At 61.8% G+C, this 16,084-nt stretch carries 14 protein-coding genes and 1 pseudogene; 5 read left to right on the forward strand and 10 right to left on the reverse strand.

Features of this window, described 5'->3' with window-relative positions:
- Positions 1 to 2 precede the first annotated feature (2 nt).
- The 5 genes and pseudogenes from NKH29_RS05230 to NKH29_RS05250 form a co-directional block, all read right to left on the reverse strand.
- Entirely contained in the window at positions 3 to 1,019 is a 1,017-nt protein-coding gene (locus tag NKH29_RS05230) for an ABC transporter substrate-binding protein (protein ID WP_352788850.1), read from the reverse strand.
- 182 nt (positions 1,020 to 1,201) lie between these two features.
- Positions 1,202 to 3,732 (reverse strand): annotated as a pseudogene (locus NKH29_RS05235) (NAD-dependent epimerase/dehydratase family protein).
- 194 nt (positions 3,733 to 3,926) lie between these two features.
- Positions 3,927 to 4,814, reverse strand: a complete 888-nt coding sequence (locus NKH29_RS05240; RefSeq protein ID WP_352855472.1) for an arginase family protein — start codon at positions 4,812 to 4,814, stop codon at positions 3,927 to 3,929.
- 355 nt (positions 4,815 to 5,169) lie between these two features.
- Positions 5,170 to 5,670 (reverse strand): DUF6496 domain-containing protein, encoded by a 501-nt coding sequence (locus NKH29_RS05245; RefSeq protein WP_023678569.1) that lies wholly within the window; start codon positions 5,668 to 5,670, stop codon positions 5,170 to 5,172.
- A 325-nt stretch (positions 5,671 to 5,995) separates the two neighbouring features.
- Complete coding sequence (locus tag NKH29_RS05250) at positions 5,996 to 6,730, reverse strand: phosphoribosyltransferase (RefSeq protein WP_352999150.1); 735 nt, start codon at positions 6,728 to 6,730, stop codon at positions 5,996 to 5,998.
- Between the two features lie 281 nt (positions 6,731 to 7,011).
- On the opposite strand from NKH29_RS05250, the gene NKH29_RS05255 reads away from it, so the two are divergent.
- Positions 7,012 to 7,440, forward strand: a complete 429-nt coding sequence (locus NKH29_RS05255; RefSeq protein ID WP_023677862.1) for a CBS domain-containing protein — start codon at positions 7,012 to 7,014, stop codon at positions 7,438 to 7,440.
- Between the two features lie 90 nt (positions 7,441 to 7,530).
- Here the strand turns inward: NKH29_RS05255 and NKH29_RS05260 are convergent, their stop codons facing one another.
- Complete coding sequence (locus NKH29_RS05260) at positions 7,531 to 8,010, reverse strand: Hsp20/alpha crystallin family protein (RefSeq protein WP_352999151.1); 480 nt, start codon at positions 8,008 to 8,010, stop codon at positions 7,531 to 7,533.
- A 266-nt stretch (positions 8,011 to 8,276) separates the two neighbouring features.
- Here NKH29_RS05260 and NKH29_RS05265 point away from each other — a divergent pair, with 266 nt between their 5' ends.
- Positions 8,277 to 8,714, forward strand: a complete 438-nt coding sequence (locus NKH29_RS05265; RefSeq protein ID WP_352999153.1) for a DUF2267 domain-containing protein — start codon at positions 8,277 to 8,279, stop codon at positions 8,712 to 8,714.
- 49 nt (positions 8,715 to 8,763) lie between these two features.
- A complete protein-coding gene (locus tag NKH29_RS05270; RefSeq protein WP_023720888.1) occupies positions 8,764 to 9,234 on the forward strand; it encodes a YbhB/YbcL family Raf kinase inhibitor-like protein in 471 nt (156 codons plus the stop codon).
- A 39-nt stretch (positions 9,235 to 9,273) separates the two neighbouring features.
- Here NKH29_RS05270 and NKH29_RS05275 read toward each other — a convergent pair whose 3' ends face one another.
- Both NKH29_RS05275 and NKH29_RS05280 read right to left on the reverse strand, forming a co-directional pair.
- A complete protein-coding gene (locus NKH29_RS05275; protein WP_023720887.1) occupies positions 9,274 to 10,746 on the reverse strand; it encodes an FAD-dependent oxidoreductase in 1,473 nt (490 codons plus the stop codon).
- A gap of 1 nt (position 10,747) precedes the next feature.
- The gene (locus NKH29_RS05280) at positions 10,748 to 11,797 is read right to left on the reverse strand and encodes a hypothetical protein (protein ID WP_352999155.1); all 1,050 of its coding nucleotides are present in this window, start codon (positions 11,795 to 11,797) and stop codon (positions 10,748 to 10,750) included.
- A gap of 362 nt (positions 11,798 to 12,159) precedes the next feature.
- Here NKH29_RS05280 and NKH29_RS05285 point away from each other — a divergent pair, with 362 nt between their 5' ends.
- On the forward strand, positions 12,160 to 13,023 hold the full coding sequence (locus NKH29_RS05285; protein ID WP_245278662.1) for an alpha/beta fold hydrolase: 864 nt from the start codon (positions 12,160 to 12,162) through the stop codon (positions 13,021 to 13,023).
- Between the two features lie 650 nt (positions 13,024 to 13,673).
- Here the strand turns inward: NKH29_RS05285 and NKH29_RS05290 are convergent.
- A complete protein-coding gene (locus NKH29_RS05290) occupies positions 13,674 to 13,997 on the reverse strand; it encodes a glycosyltransferase family 9 protein (protein ID WP_352908503.1) in 324 nt (107 codons plus the stop codon).
- A gap of 430 nt (positions 13,998 to 14,427) precedes the next feature.
- Here NKH29_RS05290 and NKH29_RS05295 point away from each other — a divergent pair, with 430 nt between their 5' ends.
- Entirely contained in the window at positions 14,428 to 15,144 is a 717-nt protein-coding gene (locus NKH29_RS05295) for a pentapeptide repeat-containing protein (RefSeq protein WP_352588401.1), read from the forward strand.
- Positions 15,145 to 15,452: 308 nt separating this feature from the next.
- Here NKH29_RS05295 and NKH29_RS05300 read toward each other — a convergent pair whose 3' ends face one another.
- On the reverse strand, positions 15,453 to 16,031 hold the full coding sequence (locus tag NKH29_RS05300; RefSeq protein WP_352999157.1) for a transposase: 579 nt from the start codon (positions 16,029 to 16,031) through the stop codon (positions 15,453 to 15,455).
- Positions 16,032 to 16,084: the final 53 nt, after the last annotated feature.

The following is a 16,084-nucleotide window of genomic DNA, read 5'->3' on the forward strand; positions in this document are numbered from 1 at the left end:
TGCTATTGCGGCAGCGATGCGACCTCCTCGTCCCATTTTTTCAGCAGCCGCTTGCGCTCTTCGCTCGAGCCATACTTCTTGAAGTCATAGTCGATCAGCTTGATGGTGGAGAGGTCGGGCGCCTTGTCGGAGGTTTTTGCCGCCTTGTTCGACGGAACCTGGAACGACCCCGCCTTTTGCGCCATGGACTGGACGTCGGCCTCGAGCGCCCAGTCATAGAATTTTTTCGCAGCCTCCAGGTTCCGCGCCCCCTTGATGATCGATTCCGAGCCGATCTCGTAGCCGGTTCCCTCGCAGGGAGTGACCGGAACGATCGGGAAACCTGCGACGACCTGCGACACGGCGTCGTGGATGAAGACGATGCCGATGGTGGTCTCGCCGAGACCGGCGGCCTTGATCGGCGCCGAGCCCGACTTGGTGTACTGGTTAACGTTCTTGTGCAGGGCTTTCATGTATTCGAAACCCTTGTCCTCGCCAAACAGCTGAACGATGGTCGCCAGCATATTGTATGCGGTCCCCGAGGAATTGGGGTTGGCGACCTGGATGTGCCCCTTGTATTCGGGCTTGATCAGATCGGCCCAGCATTTCGGTTCGGGAAGATTGCTCTTGGCCAGCAGATCCTTGTTGTAGCCGAAGCCCAGCGCACCCGAATAGATGCCGACAGTGCGGTGGCCGGATGTTTCCGCCTGCTTGATCGCCCATGGCTGCAACTGGTCGAGCAGCGGCGATTCATATTCCTCGGTCAGGCCCTCCTCGGCTGCCTGCAGATGCGGGTCGCCGGTGCCGCCCCACCAGATGTCTCCCTTTGGGTTGGCGGCCTCAGCGCGCAATTGCGCATAGATTTCGCCAGCGCTCTTGCGGGTCATATTGACGGTGATGCCGGTCTTCTCCTCGAACGCCCGTGCCGTCTGCTGGCACCAGACCTCATCGACGCCGCAATACATGGTCAGGCTTTCGGCGGACCCCGATGCCGACGCGGCGGCGAGGATGCCGGCGCCAAGAATTGCCCTTTTTATCATGTTGACATTCCTCCCTAAGTTATTTGCCGACTTATGAAACCCAGATACGCGGAAAATTCAAGTTGGAAGGGTGCTGCGGCCTTTGCGTCTTTCGCCGACTTCCCGCTCAACATGTTCGACAGACTGATGCGGATCAATCTTTGCAGTCACCTGGCGGATCGTCCAGCGCTGCTGAACATCCCTTAGACGATGGCTCGGTCCCAGCCGCCATAATGCGCGGCGCTGCGCGTGCCGCGCGGCAGGCTGAGCCCGACCAGCAGCGCTCCGATCGCCAGATTGGCTAGGCTCGCCGCCGCACCGCCGGCGAGGATAAAGGGAGAGAGGGCGATCCAGGCTCCAAGCGCGATGTTCAGAAAGCGGACGGCGCGCGCCACTTCGGCCATCGCAGTAACGGCGACCATTATGACCAGGCAGCCGGTGACATGGTCGCTGAAGTAGAGCGGCGGGCTTGTGCCGAAGGCGAGCGGCGTGATCATCAGCAGGGCGCCGGCGAGGGTGCTGGCGACTAGGGTCCATGGGAAGTTCACACCGCCGGTGACGAAGTCCCGCGCCACTTCCGACAGCGGCCGGTCGAGATCCGGCGCCGGCGTCTGGTCCTCCGAAAGTGCCGGGCCTCCGCACCAGAATGTGCGCCAGAACGGCTCTCCCGCCTGTTTCGCACGCCAAAGATACTGGCAGCTCGCCAGCACCTCGTCGACCGAATAGGGGATGAGCACGACGGTGACGGCAGCCTGGACGATGCAGAGCGTGCACAGCGCTCCGATGAGCGGCGGCTGGATGATGATGAAGCTGACGCTGACCACGCCGAGCGGGACGACCAGCAAGCCGAACAAAAGCACCATCCACGGTATCGTGCGCCAGCGGCGGCGGTCGCCGATCGCGCCGGCGAGGATGTCCAGCGCATAGGCAAAGGCGCCCAGCCCGGCATCGGCGATCGGAAAGCCCTTGGAGACCCAGGAGGTGACTACCGCCTCGCTGCCATTGCCGGCCGGCGTTTCGCCCGGGCCAAAGAACGGTTCCCAAAGGCCATCGATATGGCCAAGCTGATAGGCAGCGAGATAACGCGAGACGAACAGGCCGACAAAGGCGAGGCCGATTATGGGAATGCGCTGGGTGAAGAGCGAGGGCGAATAGCTCCAGCCGAGCGGCCGGTCGTCATCGGCGGCAAGGGCACGCCGGCTGATACCCGGCGTTGGCGGGACCATCACCGCGAACGCGACGATCAGCATGCCGGCCAGCGTGTCGGTCGCGTAGGCTCCGGCGCTGGTGGTCCAGAACAGGAGCGGCGCGAACATCACCCAAACCCCGATCGAGGCGGTGATCCATTGCAGTCCGCGCCAGCGCCGGCGCATGCCTACAAGCGCCAGCGACAGGATGGCGAGGCCGGATACGATCTCACTGATGCCGAGCCTTCCGTCGCGCGTCTCCGGCGAGGCGATCTCATGTCCGAGCGCCGGCGGAATCGGTGCTGAAGCGGGATCGAACAGGCCGAGCGTGAAGGGCGCCGCCACGAGCCACAGTCCGATGGCAACATTGGTCAGTGGCGCCCAGAGCGTTGCGGCCCGGTGGCGTTCGGTTTCCACCTCGACCTCGTCGTCCGAGCGCTCGAGCGGACGCCGCAGCCTTGCGGCGGCCTGGTCGAGCTCGGGCGCGGAAGCGGCGACCGCCGACGGTTCAAGCTTGTTCTTCTTGTACCAGTCGGTGGGATCCGCCTTCAGCCGCCGGATCATTTCCGGCAAGGTAGCGGTCAGGCTGTGCCGCGGCTTCCAGCCAAGCAGCCGCCTGGCGCGGGAGATGTCGATCTCGTAGTGATCGTCGGCGTTCTCGATCATCCATGGCTTGATGTCGGTCTCCTGGTCGAAAACCTTCTCCTGCATCCAGGCGCCGAGCTTCGTCACCTCCTTGGGCAGGGACAGGTCCGCCAGATCTCGCCATGCAGGAGCCGCCCAATCTGCTTCTGCATCTCGTCGTAGGACGGCGTCTGCTCTTCGCCGATCAGCAGTACGGTCTCGTCGGGAAGCTCGCTGCGCCGGTCGACGGTGCGCACTACGGCGTCGACGAGGTCGTCCAGGTGCAGGTAAGGCTGTCCGGTGGTGATGTCGCCGGTGAAAAGATAGGCGGTCGGCATGCGCTCGAAAATGCGGGCGATCTGCTGGGCGATGAAGGCGGCGTGGCAATCCTCGTCATAGACACCCGCCAGTCGCAGGATCGCAACCTTGATGTCGCCGTGCTCCTTCAGGATCAGTGTCTCGGTCTCGGCCTTCGATCTCGGATAGGCCCAGGCCGGATCGATCGGCGATCGCTCGTTGATCTTGGCGCCCTTCACCGGGCTCGGCGCATGCACCAGCAACGTGCTCGAAAACACGAACTGCTCCGTTTCGAGCCCCCTCAGCGCGTTCAGCAGCCGACGCGTTCCCTCGACGGTCACCGCGCCGTATTTCGGATTATCCTCGCCGGTCGTGTCGTAATAGGCCGCGAGATGGATCACCGAGGCAATGCGGCCGCCACTCCGTTCGCGCACCTCGGCCAGCGCCTTCGCCGCGCTCGTATCCGAGGTAAGGTCGATCTCGATCGTCTCGACGCCGGGCAAGGACCGCCTGGCAACATCAAGGCCGATGATGTCGTGGCGCTCCGTCAGGCCGCGAGCGATGGCCTGGCCCAGAAACCCGCTGCTGCCTGTGATCAGGACGGTGGGACGGGTTTTGCCGGTCATGGCGAATCTCCTTGGCGGTAGCGAGATGAAAGGGGCCAAATGCTTTCAGTCGCACACTCGGAACCATGTTCGTTGAGAACGGTTCCCGATGAGGTGGCATCACGGAATGGATGCGCGCGGCGATCCGTCAGACCGACTGCCATTCGCTCCGGCGGATTGCATTCGTGCACAAGTGCAGGACGACTGCCATTGGCCTACCGGTCGCGAAGTGCAGCAGTCAGAATGTCGATCAGCAGCTTGCCGCAGCGACGATCTGGATCGCGGTCGGGATCATAGATCGTCACCTCCATCCCAATCACGCGTGAATCATTGCACCATGTGCGAAGAGCTTCGACGGCTTCGTCGGGCAAGACACCGCCGGCTTCCGGCGTATCGACAGCCGACATGATCTCGCTGTCCAGCACGTCGACATCGAAGTGAACGAATACACCCTCGACGTCCTGCCCTGCGACCGCGTCAAGCGCTACGCGTGCAGCATCGGCGACGCCGCGCCGCCGCACTTCAGCCAAATCCATCCGGTGAACATCGGTGTCGAAGACGGCCTTGGACGTGTAAGTCGCGGGGTCCTGCACATCGCGATAGCCAAACGCGACTACATCGGCCTCACGGACCAAAGGAGTGTGCTCGCCGAAATCGGTCAGGAGCTTCGGTCCATGGCCGGTCACGAAGGCCAAATCCATGCCCGCGGCTCCCTTTGAGGGCGAGGTATCCGGCAATTTGAAATCCGTGTGCCCATCGAAGAAGATAAGGCCGTAGCGGCCACGACGCCGTAGCGCTAGCGCGGGGCCAAGCAACACGCTGCAATCGCCGCCGAGTATGAGCAGGAACCCTCCCGAGTTCAGCTCCTCGCCGACGGCTTCGGCAAGCGTCTCGGAATACTGGCGCAGCGCCTGGGCATTGCGCACGCCCGTCGCAGGGTCCACCTCAGGCCGATAGGGCGGAGCCCGAACCGTGCGCAACGGACCGGCGCCCAAACGGTTGGCGAGACCAAGCGATTGAAGTACCTCCGGCGCCTTCCATGCGCCGGGCTCCGGCTCACCCTCCTGCGGCATCAGCCCAAGATTAGAGGGCGCGCCGAGCAAAGCGATATGTCTCGCCTGAGGGGTGGTTCGTGGCATTGTCGTGCTGGCTACTGAGGACATGATCAGAGTTCTCCGCGTTGTGGGCAATAGGCATCTGCTCAAGAAACAGGCTGCGCTTTCCTCCCGGTCTCCCGTCGGCTTTGCCGCCGAGTACCTCCGGGGCCTTGCCGCCGAGTACCTCTGGGTCGGTGTTACGCGTAAGGGAACATTTCGAGCGAAGACGTCGATGTTGTCCCGCAGATGCAGTCACTGATTCGCCTTGGGCAGCGGCACCGTCCCACGCTGCAGGAGCGGAGCTCGATACCGGTCGTTTGGGCCATATCGGGTTTCCTAGAGCCGAACTGCCATCTTTGAACTATGCGTGGTGTGCCCGCGTTCTGGCGGCCTTTTGCGCCGCCGCCTTCCTTCCGCTGGCGCCTTTCGTCTCGGCGGCTTTCTTTGCGGCTGCGGAACGCTCCTCAGCCGTCCGGCGCGAGGCCGCACGCTTTGCCTGCTGCGCCAGCGCCTCGTGCGACGCTGTGCTCTTCGGCTCGTGCTCGAGCACCTTGGAGACGGCTTTCGAGACCCGCGGGCGGCGTTTCGGCGTGCGTTCGCCCTGGCCGGCCTCATAGGCGTATTCGGCGCTTTTGCGCGTGCTCTCCTTCACCTTGCCCTTTTTGGGCGGGGGCAGGTCTACGCCTGCGCGTCTCGCCTCGGAAAGCCCGATGGCGATAGCCTGCTGGGTCGAGCGCGCGCCGTGCTCGCCGCGGCGGATTTTATCGATCTCCTCGTGCACGAACTCGCCGGCCTGCGTGCTCGGCGATTTGCCCTCGCGCTTGTCCTTTCGGGCCTTCTCGATGGTTTTCTTGTCCGGCATTGTCTTTCTCCCAACTAGGGGTTGCGACAGCCATTTGGGTTGCAGCTGCGCGCGGTTTTACGAGGACCTTAACGCGTTGAGGACGCAAATGATCCCGGGACTGGTGATCCAACCTCCAGCTGTCAGGACGTGGACGCCGATCTGTCCGAAATCAGATGGCGCAAGAACCATCGGCTCGCGAGATCCGCGACTTCGTCCAGCGCTGCCATGGGCGAAGAGCACAAGGCCGCGGGCATCCGGGGTAACGAAAGATTGCCCTCGTGCGTGATAGGCCCCGCGGGAACATGCACGACGTGCTCGCTATCCCGGTCCATATCCACCTCCGCTATGTCGATCTGGTGCCAGGCGCCGGACCCGCACTCGCGTGCCCAGCCAATTCCTCTTCGGAAGCGGCAGGTTTGTCGGAAGCGGAAGGCTTGGGCACGGACCTGGCGAGGAGCGCGCGGACCTCTTCATCGCTCGTCTGTGAGAAATCCACGTACCACCGCCCGACACCGAGCAGCGGCTCTGGTGTCGTCGCGCAAACGACCTCGTCTGCGTCCGCCCGCATCGCGTCGCAAGTGTCGGGGCTACCGACGGGAACGGCCGCGACGATATGGGCGGCGTGGTTTTTTCGCAGCGCCTTGATCCCGGCCCGCATGGTCGATCCGGTCGCAAGCCCGTCATCCACGAGGATAATGGTTCGTCCGTTCAACTGCGGTGGGGGCCGCCCGTCCCTATAGAGGTGCTCGCGGCGCAGAAGCTCTTTTTCCTCCGTTGCGGCGACTGCGTCGATGACATGTGGCGGGATCGCGAGACTGCTGACGATTTCGTCGTTGAGGACGCGTACGCCGAAGGGCGCGATCGCTCCCATGGCCAGCTCCTCGTGACCGGGGACGCCGAGCTTGCGCACGACGAAGACGTCGAGCGGTGCCTTGAGCGCCTGCGCGACCTCGTAGCCGACCGGCACGCCGCCTCTGGGCAGCGCCAACACGGTTACGTCGTCGCGCCCGGCAAAGCGAACGAGCTCTCCGGCGAGTCGCCGCCCGGCCTCGCGGCGATCTGAAAAGATGATAGCCATGATCTTCAATCCGCGTGCATCTGTTTTTCCGGTGGATGTTTTTCACCAGCCTGCGGCGACATCCCGTGGGATGGCGGCGACGCCGGTTACCGTTTTGGAACTCGCTCGCTGCCTGGACGTTCCAAGAATAGTTTCGATCGCGAGGTGCCGGTACGTGCATTGGCGCGGGATCGAGAGGATAGCGATCGCAGCCTCGTCCGGCCAGCTGGCAATCTCGCGATGCGCGGCAACAGCGCCTTTGGCAACTTGTTGCCTCAGCAATCAGAGAGAGGAAATATCCCATGCAAGTTCAGGAGATCATGAGCCGTCGGACCGAACTGGTCGGCCCGAACACGACAATCAGGGATGCCGCCCGGAAAATGCGGGCCGACAATCTCGGTGCCCTTCCGGTCGGCGAGAATGACAGGCTGGTCGGCATGGTGACCGACCGCGACATCGTGATGCGCGGCGTCGCCGAGGAGCGCTCAGCCGGCAACACGACCGTTCGCGAGGTCATGTCCGAGCATGTCTATTGGTGCTTCGACGATGCCGATATCACCGATGCGGCGAAGATCATGGCCAAGCATCAGGTGCGTCGTCTTCCGGTGATCAACCACGACAAGCGCCTCGTCGGCGTCATTGCCTTGGCCGACCTCGGGCGGACCGATGAGGAAGCCGCCAAGATCGCTCTCGAAGGCGTTTCCGAGGCGACGGACGATCCCCGGCGCTAGACGCTCGCCCTGAGCGGTTGCCGCCGTGCTCGCCGCTCTCCTTCCACAGGGGCTGAACGCCGCCTGATCAGGCAACCTTCAGTTTGGCAACTATCGCGCTTTCACTTCTATGCAGCGTGTTTTGTCCTTTGCAGCGGGATTGTTCGGAAGCTCGACAGCCAAAACGCCGTTCCTGAAAGTGGCCTGCACCTTATCGGCATCGATCTCCGTTTCTCGGGGGATGGTCCGCTGAAATCGGCCATAACTGCGTTCGCTGTAAGTGCGGCCACCGTCGCCTTCCTTGTGCTCCGAACGCTTCTCGCCCGTAATGGAGAGGGTGTTGTCGCGCAGCTCGAGCTCAACATCCTTCTGCTCGAGCCCCGGCAATTCGGCGGTGACCTTATAGGCTTGGTCTGTTTCGTATACGTCGACGCTCGGCCAAAGACCGCCGGCCGTAGTCGCTTCGGCCATTGGCGCAAAGAAGTCGTCGAACAGGCGATCAATCTGCCGGTGAAATGACGTGAGCGGGTCTCGCGCGGATGGGTAGAGGCTGCGCGATGGCGTCCTGGGCGCCAAATCGTGATGTGCCATGGTTCTTCTCCTGTTTTTCGTGTCTGCATCACTCGTCGCCATGTGATCGGCGACGGCAAATAAAACTCGTCCGCCCAGGAGGATGTTCCGAGCGCGCCGGCCAAGAAAGGCGGTCGAAAAAACAGCGGCAAAAAGCCGGCCCAAATTCCTTCATGACGGGACCTCCGACAATGAATGCGCGTCAGATGCCCATCGGGGAACAACGGGCAGGTACGGCTGTTTGGTCACATCGGGCGTAGTCGGATTTGAACGGAAGGAGGATTTCGATGAACGCCACCGGACTCGACGTATTCGACAAGACGCTGCAGACCACCAACACCTGGCTCGACGAGATCATGGACGAGATTGGACCGGATCGGCAGGTCGACTGGCACGTTCTCGGCGCGGTGCTGCACGCGCTGCGCGACCGTATGCACCCGGACCTTGCAGCCCACCTCGGCTCGCAGCTGCCGATTCTGGTGCGCGGCGCCTTCTATGACCAATATCAGCCTTCCAAAGCTCCCGAGAAGGTGCGGGCGCTCGACGAGTTTCTGGCCAAGATCAAGGCGGAGCTGGAATTCACCCGTCCGGTCGATTCCAAGGATGCCTTCAGGGTCGTGTCCAAGGTGCTCGCCCATCACGTCGGAGAAGGACAGATGCACAAGGTCTGGGAATCCCTGCCAGGAGAGATCAGACGCGTCGCCGAAGCTCAACAAGCGGCGTGAACGGCGCCGGCGCGGGTTTCTCGGTCGCAACCTCCTTGGGGAAATAGCAATGCCACTTACCCTTATCAGCCCGGCGTTCCCGGCAGGCGGAACAATTCCCGAAAAATATGCGCGTGACGGCCAGAACGTCTCGCCGCCGCTGAAGTGGTCCGGTGTTCCGGATGGTACCAAGAGCCTTGTTCTTGTCGTGCAGGATCCCGATGCACCAAGCGGGGTTTTCGCGCACTGGGCGGTCTTCAATATCCCGCCGGATGCCGGCGGACTCGCCGAGGCCGAAGACGGCAAGCCCGGCCCGTCGGCACTCAGGCAAGGCACCAACGATTTCGGCAATGCCTATTACGATGGTCCGCAGCCGCCTGCAGGGCACGGCGTCCACCATTACCACTTCCTACTGGCCGCGCTCGATGTGCCGAGCCTCAGCGTACCAGGACAGGCGGGCGTGCATCAGGTCTGGAAGCAAGCCCAGAAACACGCATTGGAGGAGACGGAGTTGGTCGGAACCTACGAACGGCCGGCGTGACGCGGGCCGCGCCGATCGCCGCCTTCACAGTGGCCGCCTTCACAATGTAATCTGGGCAAGCGGTTTTCGGGCAGGGCCGTGGATGACCGAACCGTCGGCGGCGAAGATCGAGCCGTGGCAGGGACAATCCCAGGTGTGGTCCGCATTGTTCCAGGTTACGGTGCAGCCTTTGTGGGTGCAGGTCGCCGAAACCGCCTGGAGTGCGCCTTCGGTGTCTCTCCAGGCCGCAATCTTTTCGTCTCCCCTGACGATCACGCCACCCATGCCGGGCGCAATGTCGTGGGTGCTCGAGACGATCGATTGACTGCGGCCATTCTTGTGGAAGTCCTCGGGATAGGGCCGCGCCGGATCGTAGAGTTTTTGCCATGGGCTCGGGCGGGCGCAGATCAGGTCGGCTATCATCGTGCCCACGGCCGTTCCGTTGGTGATGCCCCAGGCGTTAAAGCCCGTGGCAATGTGGAAGCCGGCGGCCTTGGGATCGGGTTCGCCGGCGTATGGGATCCTGTCGGCCGTATCATAATCCTCATTGCACCAGCGCCACGCGACGTCGCCGACCGGAAGGTTCTTTCTTGTCCATTTTTCCAGTTCGACAAACCGCTTCGCCACGTCGCCATCCCAGCCGGTGTTGAATTTGGGGCCAAGCGTGACCAGTAGTGGACCTTCGGCATCACGGCCTGTGCGAATGGAATGCGTCGGCTCGTCGATGCCGATGAACATGCCGTCGACAGGGAGGGGATCATCGGTCCGAAAGGCCATCACGGTGTGGCAGCGCGGTTGCGTCCGGTTCGCCATGCCGACGGGGCTCTTCACCGTCATGTTGGTGGAGACGACGACGTGCCCGGCATCAACGGCGCCGCCATCGGTGACGACGCGCCAGCGGCTTGCTTCGTCGATCGAGGTGGCGCGGCTGTTTTCAAAGATCCGACCGCCACGGGCCGTCACCGCTTCCGCCAGACCAACCAGATACATCGCCGGATTGAACTGCGCCTGGTCGGGGAACCGTAATGCCGCGGCCGTTTCGAAAGGCAGCGGTGCGCGTTCGAGAACCTCGGCCTCTAGCCCGACCTGGCGCGCGGCCTCCGCCTCGGCCGCGACCTCCGCGCGCCGGCGATCGTCGCAGGTGTAGGTATAGGCTTCCTTGCTCTCGAGATCGCAGGCGATGGCGTAGTTGTTAACCCAATCGCGGATTTGTCGGGCGCCGGCGGAATTCGCATCGGCGTAGACCTGGGCCAACTCCCGGCCGACAGTGTCGATGAGATGACGATAGATCAGCGTATGCTGCGTGGTGATCTTGGCCGTCGAGCGGCCGGTCACCTGGCCGCCCGTGCGCAGGCCTTCGAGGACGACCACCGATCGGCCCGCCTCGCAAAGCCGAAGCGCCGTCGTCAGCCCGACAATTCCAGCCCCCACGACAACGGCGTCCGCATGGATCGAACCTTCGAGCTGGGGATAGTTCGTGGATCTGGCTGCCGCCACCCAACAGCTTCCCGGTTTTCCCAAGAGAATGGCCATTTCAACCGCGTTCCTTGCGTCTCGGTGCACTTCCATCGACAACCGCGCCGGCAGAGGAACGTTCCCGAGCTTGGTCGCTTTCAATCATTGTCTCGCCGCCCCGGGTCAGAAAAGCACCAGGAAGATGTGAGGTGCAGGCCATCACCCACGTGATCGCCTCGCGGTCGTATTCGTCGCCGGAGCGCCAGTCCTCGAAGAAGGCGTTCAGCCTATCGACACGCCCCGGCCAGATACCGGCGGCCTGCAGGCCGAGCGAAACGCCGTAATTGGTGAAGGCGAACTTGGTGTCGCCCAGCCATGGCGCACGGCTGAAATAGCCGGGCGGGTCGACCCATATCGTTTCCAGGGTTCGCAGGGAACGCCTCGTCTGGGCCTCGGCCCACGGCTCGTCGGGAAAGAAATGGGCGAGCCACAGCATCATGCCGAGGCCGAGGTCCTGCTCGATGTCGAGGGTGCGCCAATCGCGCTGCATCAGATCACGCATTTGCGCGATCTCGGGCGCCAGTGCGTCCTCATCGAGCGTCCGGTAAGAGACGTAGCCGTCATAGGCATCCATGCTGCCGAGACCGTAGCCAGGATATGGGCTGCTTAGATCCTCCTGCATCTTCCAGATCACACCGCGGCCGGGGACCACAAATGCCGGGTGAATGTCACGCGCCAGCGCAATGCCGCGCTTGCGGTATTCCGGCTTCAGATCGCCGAGGCGCGCCAAGGCGAACAGCCACATCGCGAGATAGTGGAAGTACTGGCCGTCGCGATCGGCCGCTTCGCCGATCCTCAGTCCGCGCCGGCGGCCGAGCACACGCTCGACATCGGCGACCAGCCGCTCGGCCGCGTCCAGCCAGCGCTGTTCGCCAGTTTCTGTGTAAAGCGAGACGTAGAGCACGACCCCGAATGCATCGGTCCACAGATATCGCAAGCCGTTGGGCCAGATGCCTTCGGCGCGCAACCAGTCGAGTTTTCGCAGGACGTAGTCGACGTCACGCAGCATCGTGCCAAAGCCCGAACTGGCCGAGCCGGCCGATGTTCGGTGTCGCGCGATTGTGAGCATGCAGAATTTCGAGCATGTCTCTCCTCCGTTGCTGTCGATCTGGCCAGATACCGCGAAACGATCTGATCGGCGGCAGGTTCCTTGGCGCTTTCAACGGCGCGACCGGGAACCCTCCGCCTGGTCATAAGTTTGCGAATTGGCCTTGGACGGTGCGGGGACCACGTGGCCCGAACTCATGCCCGGACTGGCCGAGCGGAGCAGTACAGAAAGCGACAATCGCGCGAACAAGACAAAGTGCACTGTCACCGTATTTGTGTTTTGGAAGTCAGTTGCCGCGTCTATTTTTCCACGGAACCTTCCAGCGAGAGCATCGTAAACAACGGGATGCGGGAGGTTGCAGCCTTTCGATCGAGGAGGCAAAATTGCGACACCGCCAAGTCAAAGTTAACGGAGACGCTATTTTCTTTCGCGAGGACGGCCCGGCCGACGCTCCGGTGCTTCTGTTGCCGCACGGCTATCCCTGCTCGTCCTATCAGTTTCGAAGGCTGATGCCTGGACTGGCAGATCGCTGGCACACGTTCGCGCCGGATTTTCCTGGCTTCGGTTACAGCGCCACGCCCGACATGGCTGCATTCGGCTACGATTTCGATGCCTATGCCGGGTTTCTGGCGGCTTTCGCTGACGCGCTCGGCCTATCCCGCTATGCGCTGTGGCTGCACGACTATGGCTCGCAGATCGGATTGCGCCACGCCATCGCCTATCCGGAGCGCGTTGCCGCGCTTATCATCCAGAACGGCGACATCTACGAAGACGTGCTCGGCCCGAAATACGCAGCCATCAAGATGTATTGGAACGATAAGACGTCCGAGAAGCATCGCCCGCTGGAAGATGCGGTCAGCGAGGAGGGCTTCCGGCACGAGTTCATCGGTGAAGTTGGCGAGGCCGTGGCCGAGCGCGTGCCACCGGATCTGTGGAAACTCCATTGGCCTCTGATGGACACGCCAGCCCGTCGGCGGCTTGCGGTCGGCCTGATGGAGAAGCTGGAGGGGAACCTCAACTGGTTCCCGAAATACCAAGCTTATCTGCGCAAACGGCAACCGCCGACACTGATCGTCTGGGGTCCCGAGGACGGCTATATGCCGGCCGCATCGGCCCGCGCCTACAAACGCGACTTGCCGCAAGCTGAGTTCCACCTCCTCGATGGCGCCGGCCACTGGCTTCTGGAAACCCATTTCGATGAGGCGCTTGCGTTGGTGCGCGACTTCCTTGCACGCGTCCACGGCTGATGACCGATGCATCCCTCGGGTAACCTATTGAAAGCATGGTGAACCGACCGGTCTGTGGCGAACCAGTCTCCGTTTGATATTTCCTGCTAACAGGCAAAAAGCAGGGTATTTGTGCGAATGCGCGCTTTGGGCGGGCAGAACATCAATATCTTGTCGCGATGTCAGCTACTTAGTGGGAGATTTCCTGCGCGAGGCGTCAGGGAATATCGACCAGATTTGCGTGAATATTCGCGGCCGCCGGTGAATTAACAGGGAAATCCGTTGTCGTTATGTGGGATGCGATTGCCGTTAGCTGGGATCGAATGTTCGTTATCCGGGAACGCGCTGCCGTCTTGCGGAAAATGAACGCGCAATAACGGTTCGAATCGCGCTTGCGAGGGAATGCAATGCTCTCACCCGGAAAGACCTTGTCATAGCGCGGGAGGCGATTGTCGACTCGCAAGAGGCTATCTCAAGGCGATGAGCAGTAACCGACGGCGGGGGTGAATAGGGGTATTTTGCTGACTTGGCCGTTCATGAGACGCAGAGTGTAGTTTACGATATCTCGGTTCTGGATCGAGGCCCGGCTTTGATCTGATGGACCTAGGCCGCTCGCCGTCGATCCGGCCAGTTGTTAGGTCCGCCGCTTCAACGAACTAGCTGAGCTGAGCTTAACGATTCGGTATTGATTTGAGCGTTTCGAACTCGATCAGGTCGAGGGTAGCTGTGGTGACCTCCTCTACTCGCACGCGATGCACACAGTAGACGCCACCGGGATTGTTCGGCTTGCACAAGTTGGGAGCAGCGCATTGGCAGGGCAGCCGAGGCGCCACGATCCGATGCGGAACTCCGAGCGGCCCCCAAATGTCCGGCGGTGTCAAGCCGTAAAGGCCGACGACAGGAGTCCCTACTGATGCCGCCAGATGCATGGAACCACTCTCATTTCCTAGAAAGATAACGGCGTCGTCAAGCAATGCCGTCAGTGCGACTAGCACCCCGTGCCGGGTCAACCTCGCCGTCGGGAAGTACCGACCGGTGCGGAACCAAGCGGATTCACGCTTGTCGGCAGCGGACGCCGGCGGTTGGCGGTCTGCACTCGAGCAGGCTCCCAATTAGCGAGACAAGCGTCCAGAGCGGAGGCCAATCTTGGCACGCGACTTCGCCAGCCTGAACGACCGCTCTCCTCGGCTTAGTCAAGCATACCTACGGAATGATGCGCCTGGCCGGTGACAAATGAATCTCTGCTGGACCGCCGATATGGGGAGGCGCTCGCAAATCGCGCCCTACGCGCGGGTTGATCTGTTGATCAACATCAAAGCTTGAATATGAGAAATGCGCCAACTGTGACGGCAGTGGTCACCGTGGCTCGAGTGTCAGCAGATGTGGTAAGGGTGAGTGTCGGCGAGTAGCAGAGGTCCAGCAACAATGACTTTGAGGCGAACCAGAGCTTACGGCACATCCGGCTTGGTTCTAGCGGTTTGCACTGTGTTTGCTTGGCAGAACGCCGCTGCCGCTCAAAATTGCGACGCAGCCGCGACGCCTGGCGTCAATTGGCAAGAGTGTGACAAGAAGCTTCTCATCCTAGATGGACAGGACCTGAGCGGGGCGAACCTGTTCGGTGTTGATTTCACTTCGACCGACCTCAGGAACACCAATCTCCGTGCGGCAAATCTTGAGAAGGCAACTCTTGTGCGTGCTTCCTTGGCCGACTCGACCGCCAAAGGCGCCCGGTTCGACAGAATCGAGGGCTACAGGACCGACTTCAGCCGTATGGACGCGCAGGGCGCTGTGTTTGCGAGCGCGGAAATGCAGCGCTCGAATTTCCAGGACGCCAATCTGACCAATGTTGATTTCACAAAGGCAGAACTGGGGCGTGCGCAGTTCCATGACGCCGATATCAGCGGCAGCCGCTTCTCGTTTGCCAATCTCGCACGGGCGGACTTCCGAGGAGCGAGGTTCACCGCGCCGATAGACTTTGACCGCGCCTTTTTCTTTCTGACCCGTATCGAGGGTGTCGATCTTTCCAATTCGGCGGGTCTGTCCCAGTGGCAGCTCAACATGGCTTGCGGAGACGCCCGGACCGAGTTGCCTTCTGGCTTGACGAGGCCTGAAGATTGGCCCTGTCAATTCCAGCAGGAATAGTTGTCGGCAAGCGAACTGCGGCAATGCTGCACCCGACAGGATTCGAACCTGTAACTTCTGCCTTCGGAGCGCGCAGATCGTCCGCCAAAGTGGCACGTTTCTGCGGTATTGCTATTGGCGAAATCGCGGCCGAAGGGTGTTTGTATCGTCGAGAATGACTACCATCGTCGTGATTATCATTCAGAAGCCTGGCACCAACGCGTCGATCATACTCGCCTCGCAGCACTTGACATAGGCCGCGGCATCTTGGGGGCTTAAGCTTTCGTCGGTCAAACGCCTGTCGAATGCATCTAGAGTATCCGCCTTGGTCAAGGAAGGGATGGCGACCATTTCCGGTCGTCCCTGATGAGGGCGTTAGCGAGAAAGACGAGCTTTCTCATGATGGCGGTTAAGGCGAGTTTTGCAGGTTTTCCGCCGTCTCGGAGGTCTTGGTATTTTGTCTTGAGTGACTGATTGAAACGGACCGCGACGAGGGCTGGCATGTAGAGCGCCTGCCTGACCGACGATCTTCCTCCCCGGATGAAGCACTTGCCCTTCCACTGCCCCGACTGGCGATCGACCGGTGCGAGGCCGGCGAGGCTTGCGACCTGCTTGTTGGCAAGGGTTCCCAACTTCGGCATGTCGGCGATGATGGCGAAGGCTGTGACTTCGCCAAGGCCTGGGATACTAGTGAGGATGTCGAAGCGACGGACAAGATCTGGCTCGCGGGCGACCAGCGTACGACATTCGGCGTCGATCGCATTGATCTGGGTGGTGATTTGCCTGAGCCGCTGCTCGGCCTGGCGCTTCAAAAGCGGGATGGTCAGGTTCTTCTGCCTGTTCTGCGCGGCGGTACGGTCCTTGACCAATGCGCGGGGGACTGTCGGGAATTCTGTGCGCGAGGCCATGATGATGGAAAGGAGAGAATCATCGCATGGCTATTGAGAAGGAACTTCTGGAC

Origin of the sequence: Mesorhizobium sp. M1295 (assembly GCF_040318135.1) — a bacterium.
GTDB lineage: Bacteria > Pseudomonadota > Alphaproteobacteria > Rhizobiales > Rhizobiaceae > Mesorhizobium.

Excerpts from the sequence above, each read along its gene's own strand:
- NKH29_RS05270 (WP_023720888.1), top strand. The coding sequence starts at position 8,764 with ATGCCACTTACCCTTATCAGCCCGGCGTTCCCGGCAGGCGGAACAATT.
- NKH29_RS05230 (WP_352788850.1), bottom strand. The coding sequence starts at position 1,019 with ATGATAAAAAGGGCAATTCTTGGCGCCGGCATCCTCGCCGCCGCGTCG.
- NKH29_RS05280 (WP_352999155.1), bottom strand. The coding sequence starts at position 11,797 with ATGCTCACAATCGCGCGACACCGAACATCGGCCGGCTCGGCCAGTTCG.
- NKH29_RS05260 (WP_352999151.1), bottom strand. The coding sequence starts at position 8,010 with ATGGCACATCACGATTTGGCGCCCAGGACGCCATCGCGCAGCCTCTAC.
- NKH29_RS05265 (WP_352999153.1), top strand. The coding sequence starts at position 8,277 with ATGAACGCCACCGGACTCGACGTATTCGACAAGACGCTGCAGACCACC.
- NKH29_RS05275 (WP_023720887.1), bottom strand. The coding sequence starts at position 10,746 with ATGGCCATTCTCTTGGGAAAACCGGGAAGCTGTTGGGTGGCGGCAGCC.
- NKH29_RS05250 (WP_352999150.1), bottom strand. The coding sequence starts at position 6,730 with ATGGCTATCATCTTTTCAGATCGCCGCGAGGCCGGGCGGCGACTCGCC.
- NKH29_RS05245 (WP_023678569.1), bottom strand. The coding sequence starts at position 5,670 with ATGCCGGACAAGAAAACCATCGAGAAGGCCCGAAAGGACAAGCGCGAG.
- NKH29_RS05255 (WP_023677862.1), top strand. The coding sequence starts at position 7,012 with ATGCAAGTTCAGGAGATCATGAGCCGTCGGACCGAACTGGTCGGCCCG.
- NKH29_RS05300 (WP_352999157.1), bottom strand. The coding sequence starts at position 16,031 with ATGGCCTCGCGCACAGAATTCCCGACAGTCCCCCGCGCATTGGTCAAG.
- NKH29_RS05295 (WP_352588401.1), top strand. The coding sequence starts at position 14,428 with ATGACTTTGAGGCGAACCAGAGCTTACGGCACATCCGGCTTGGTTCTA.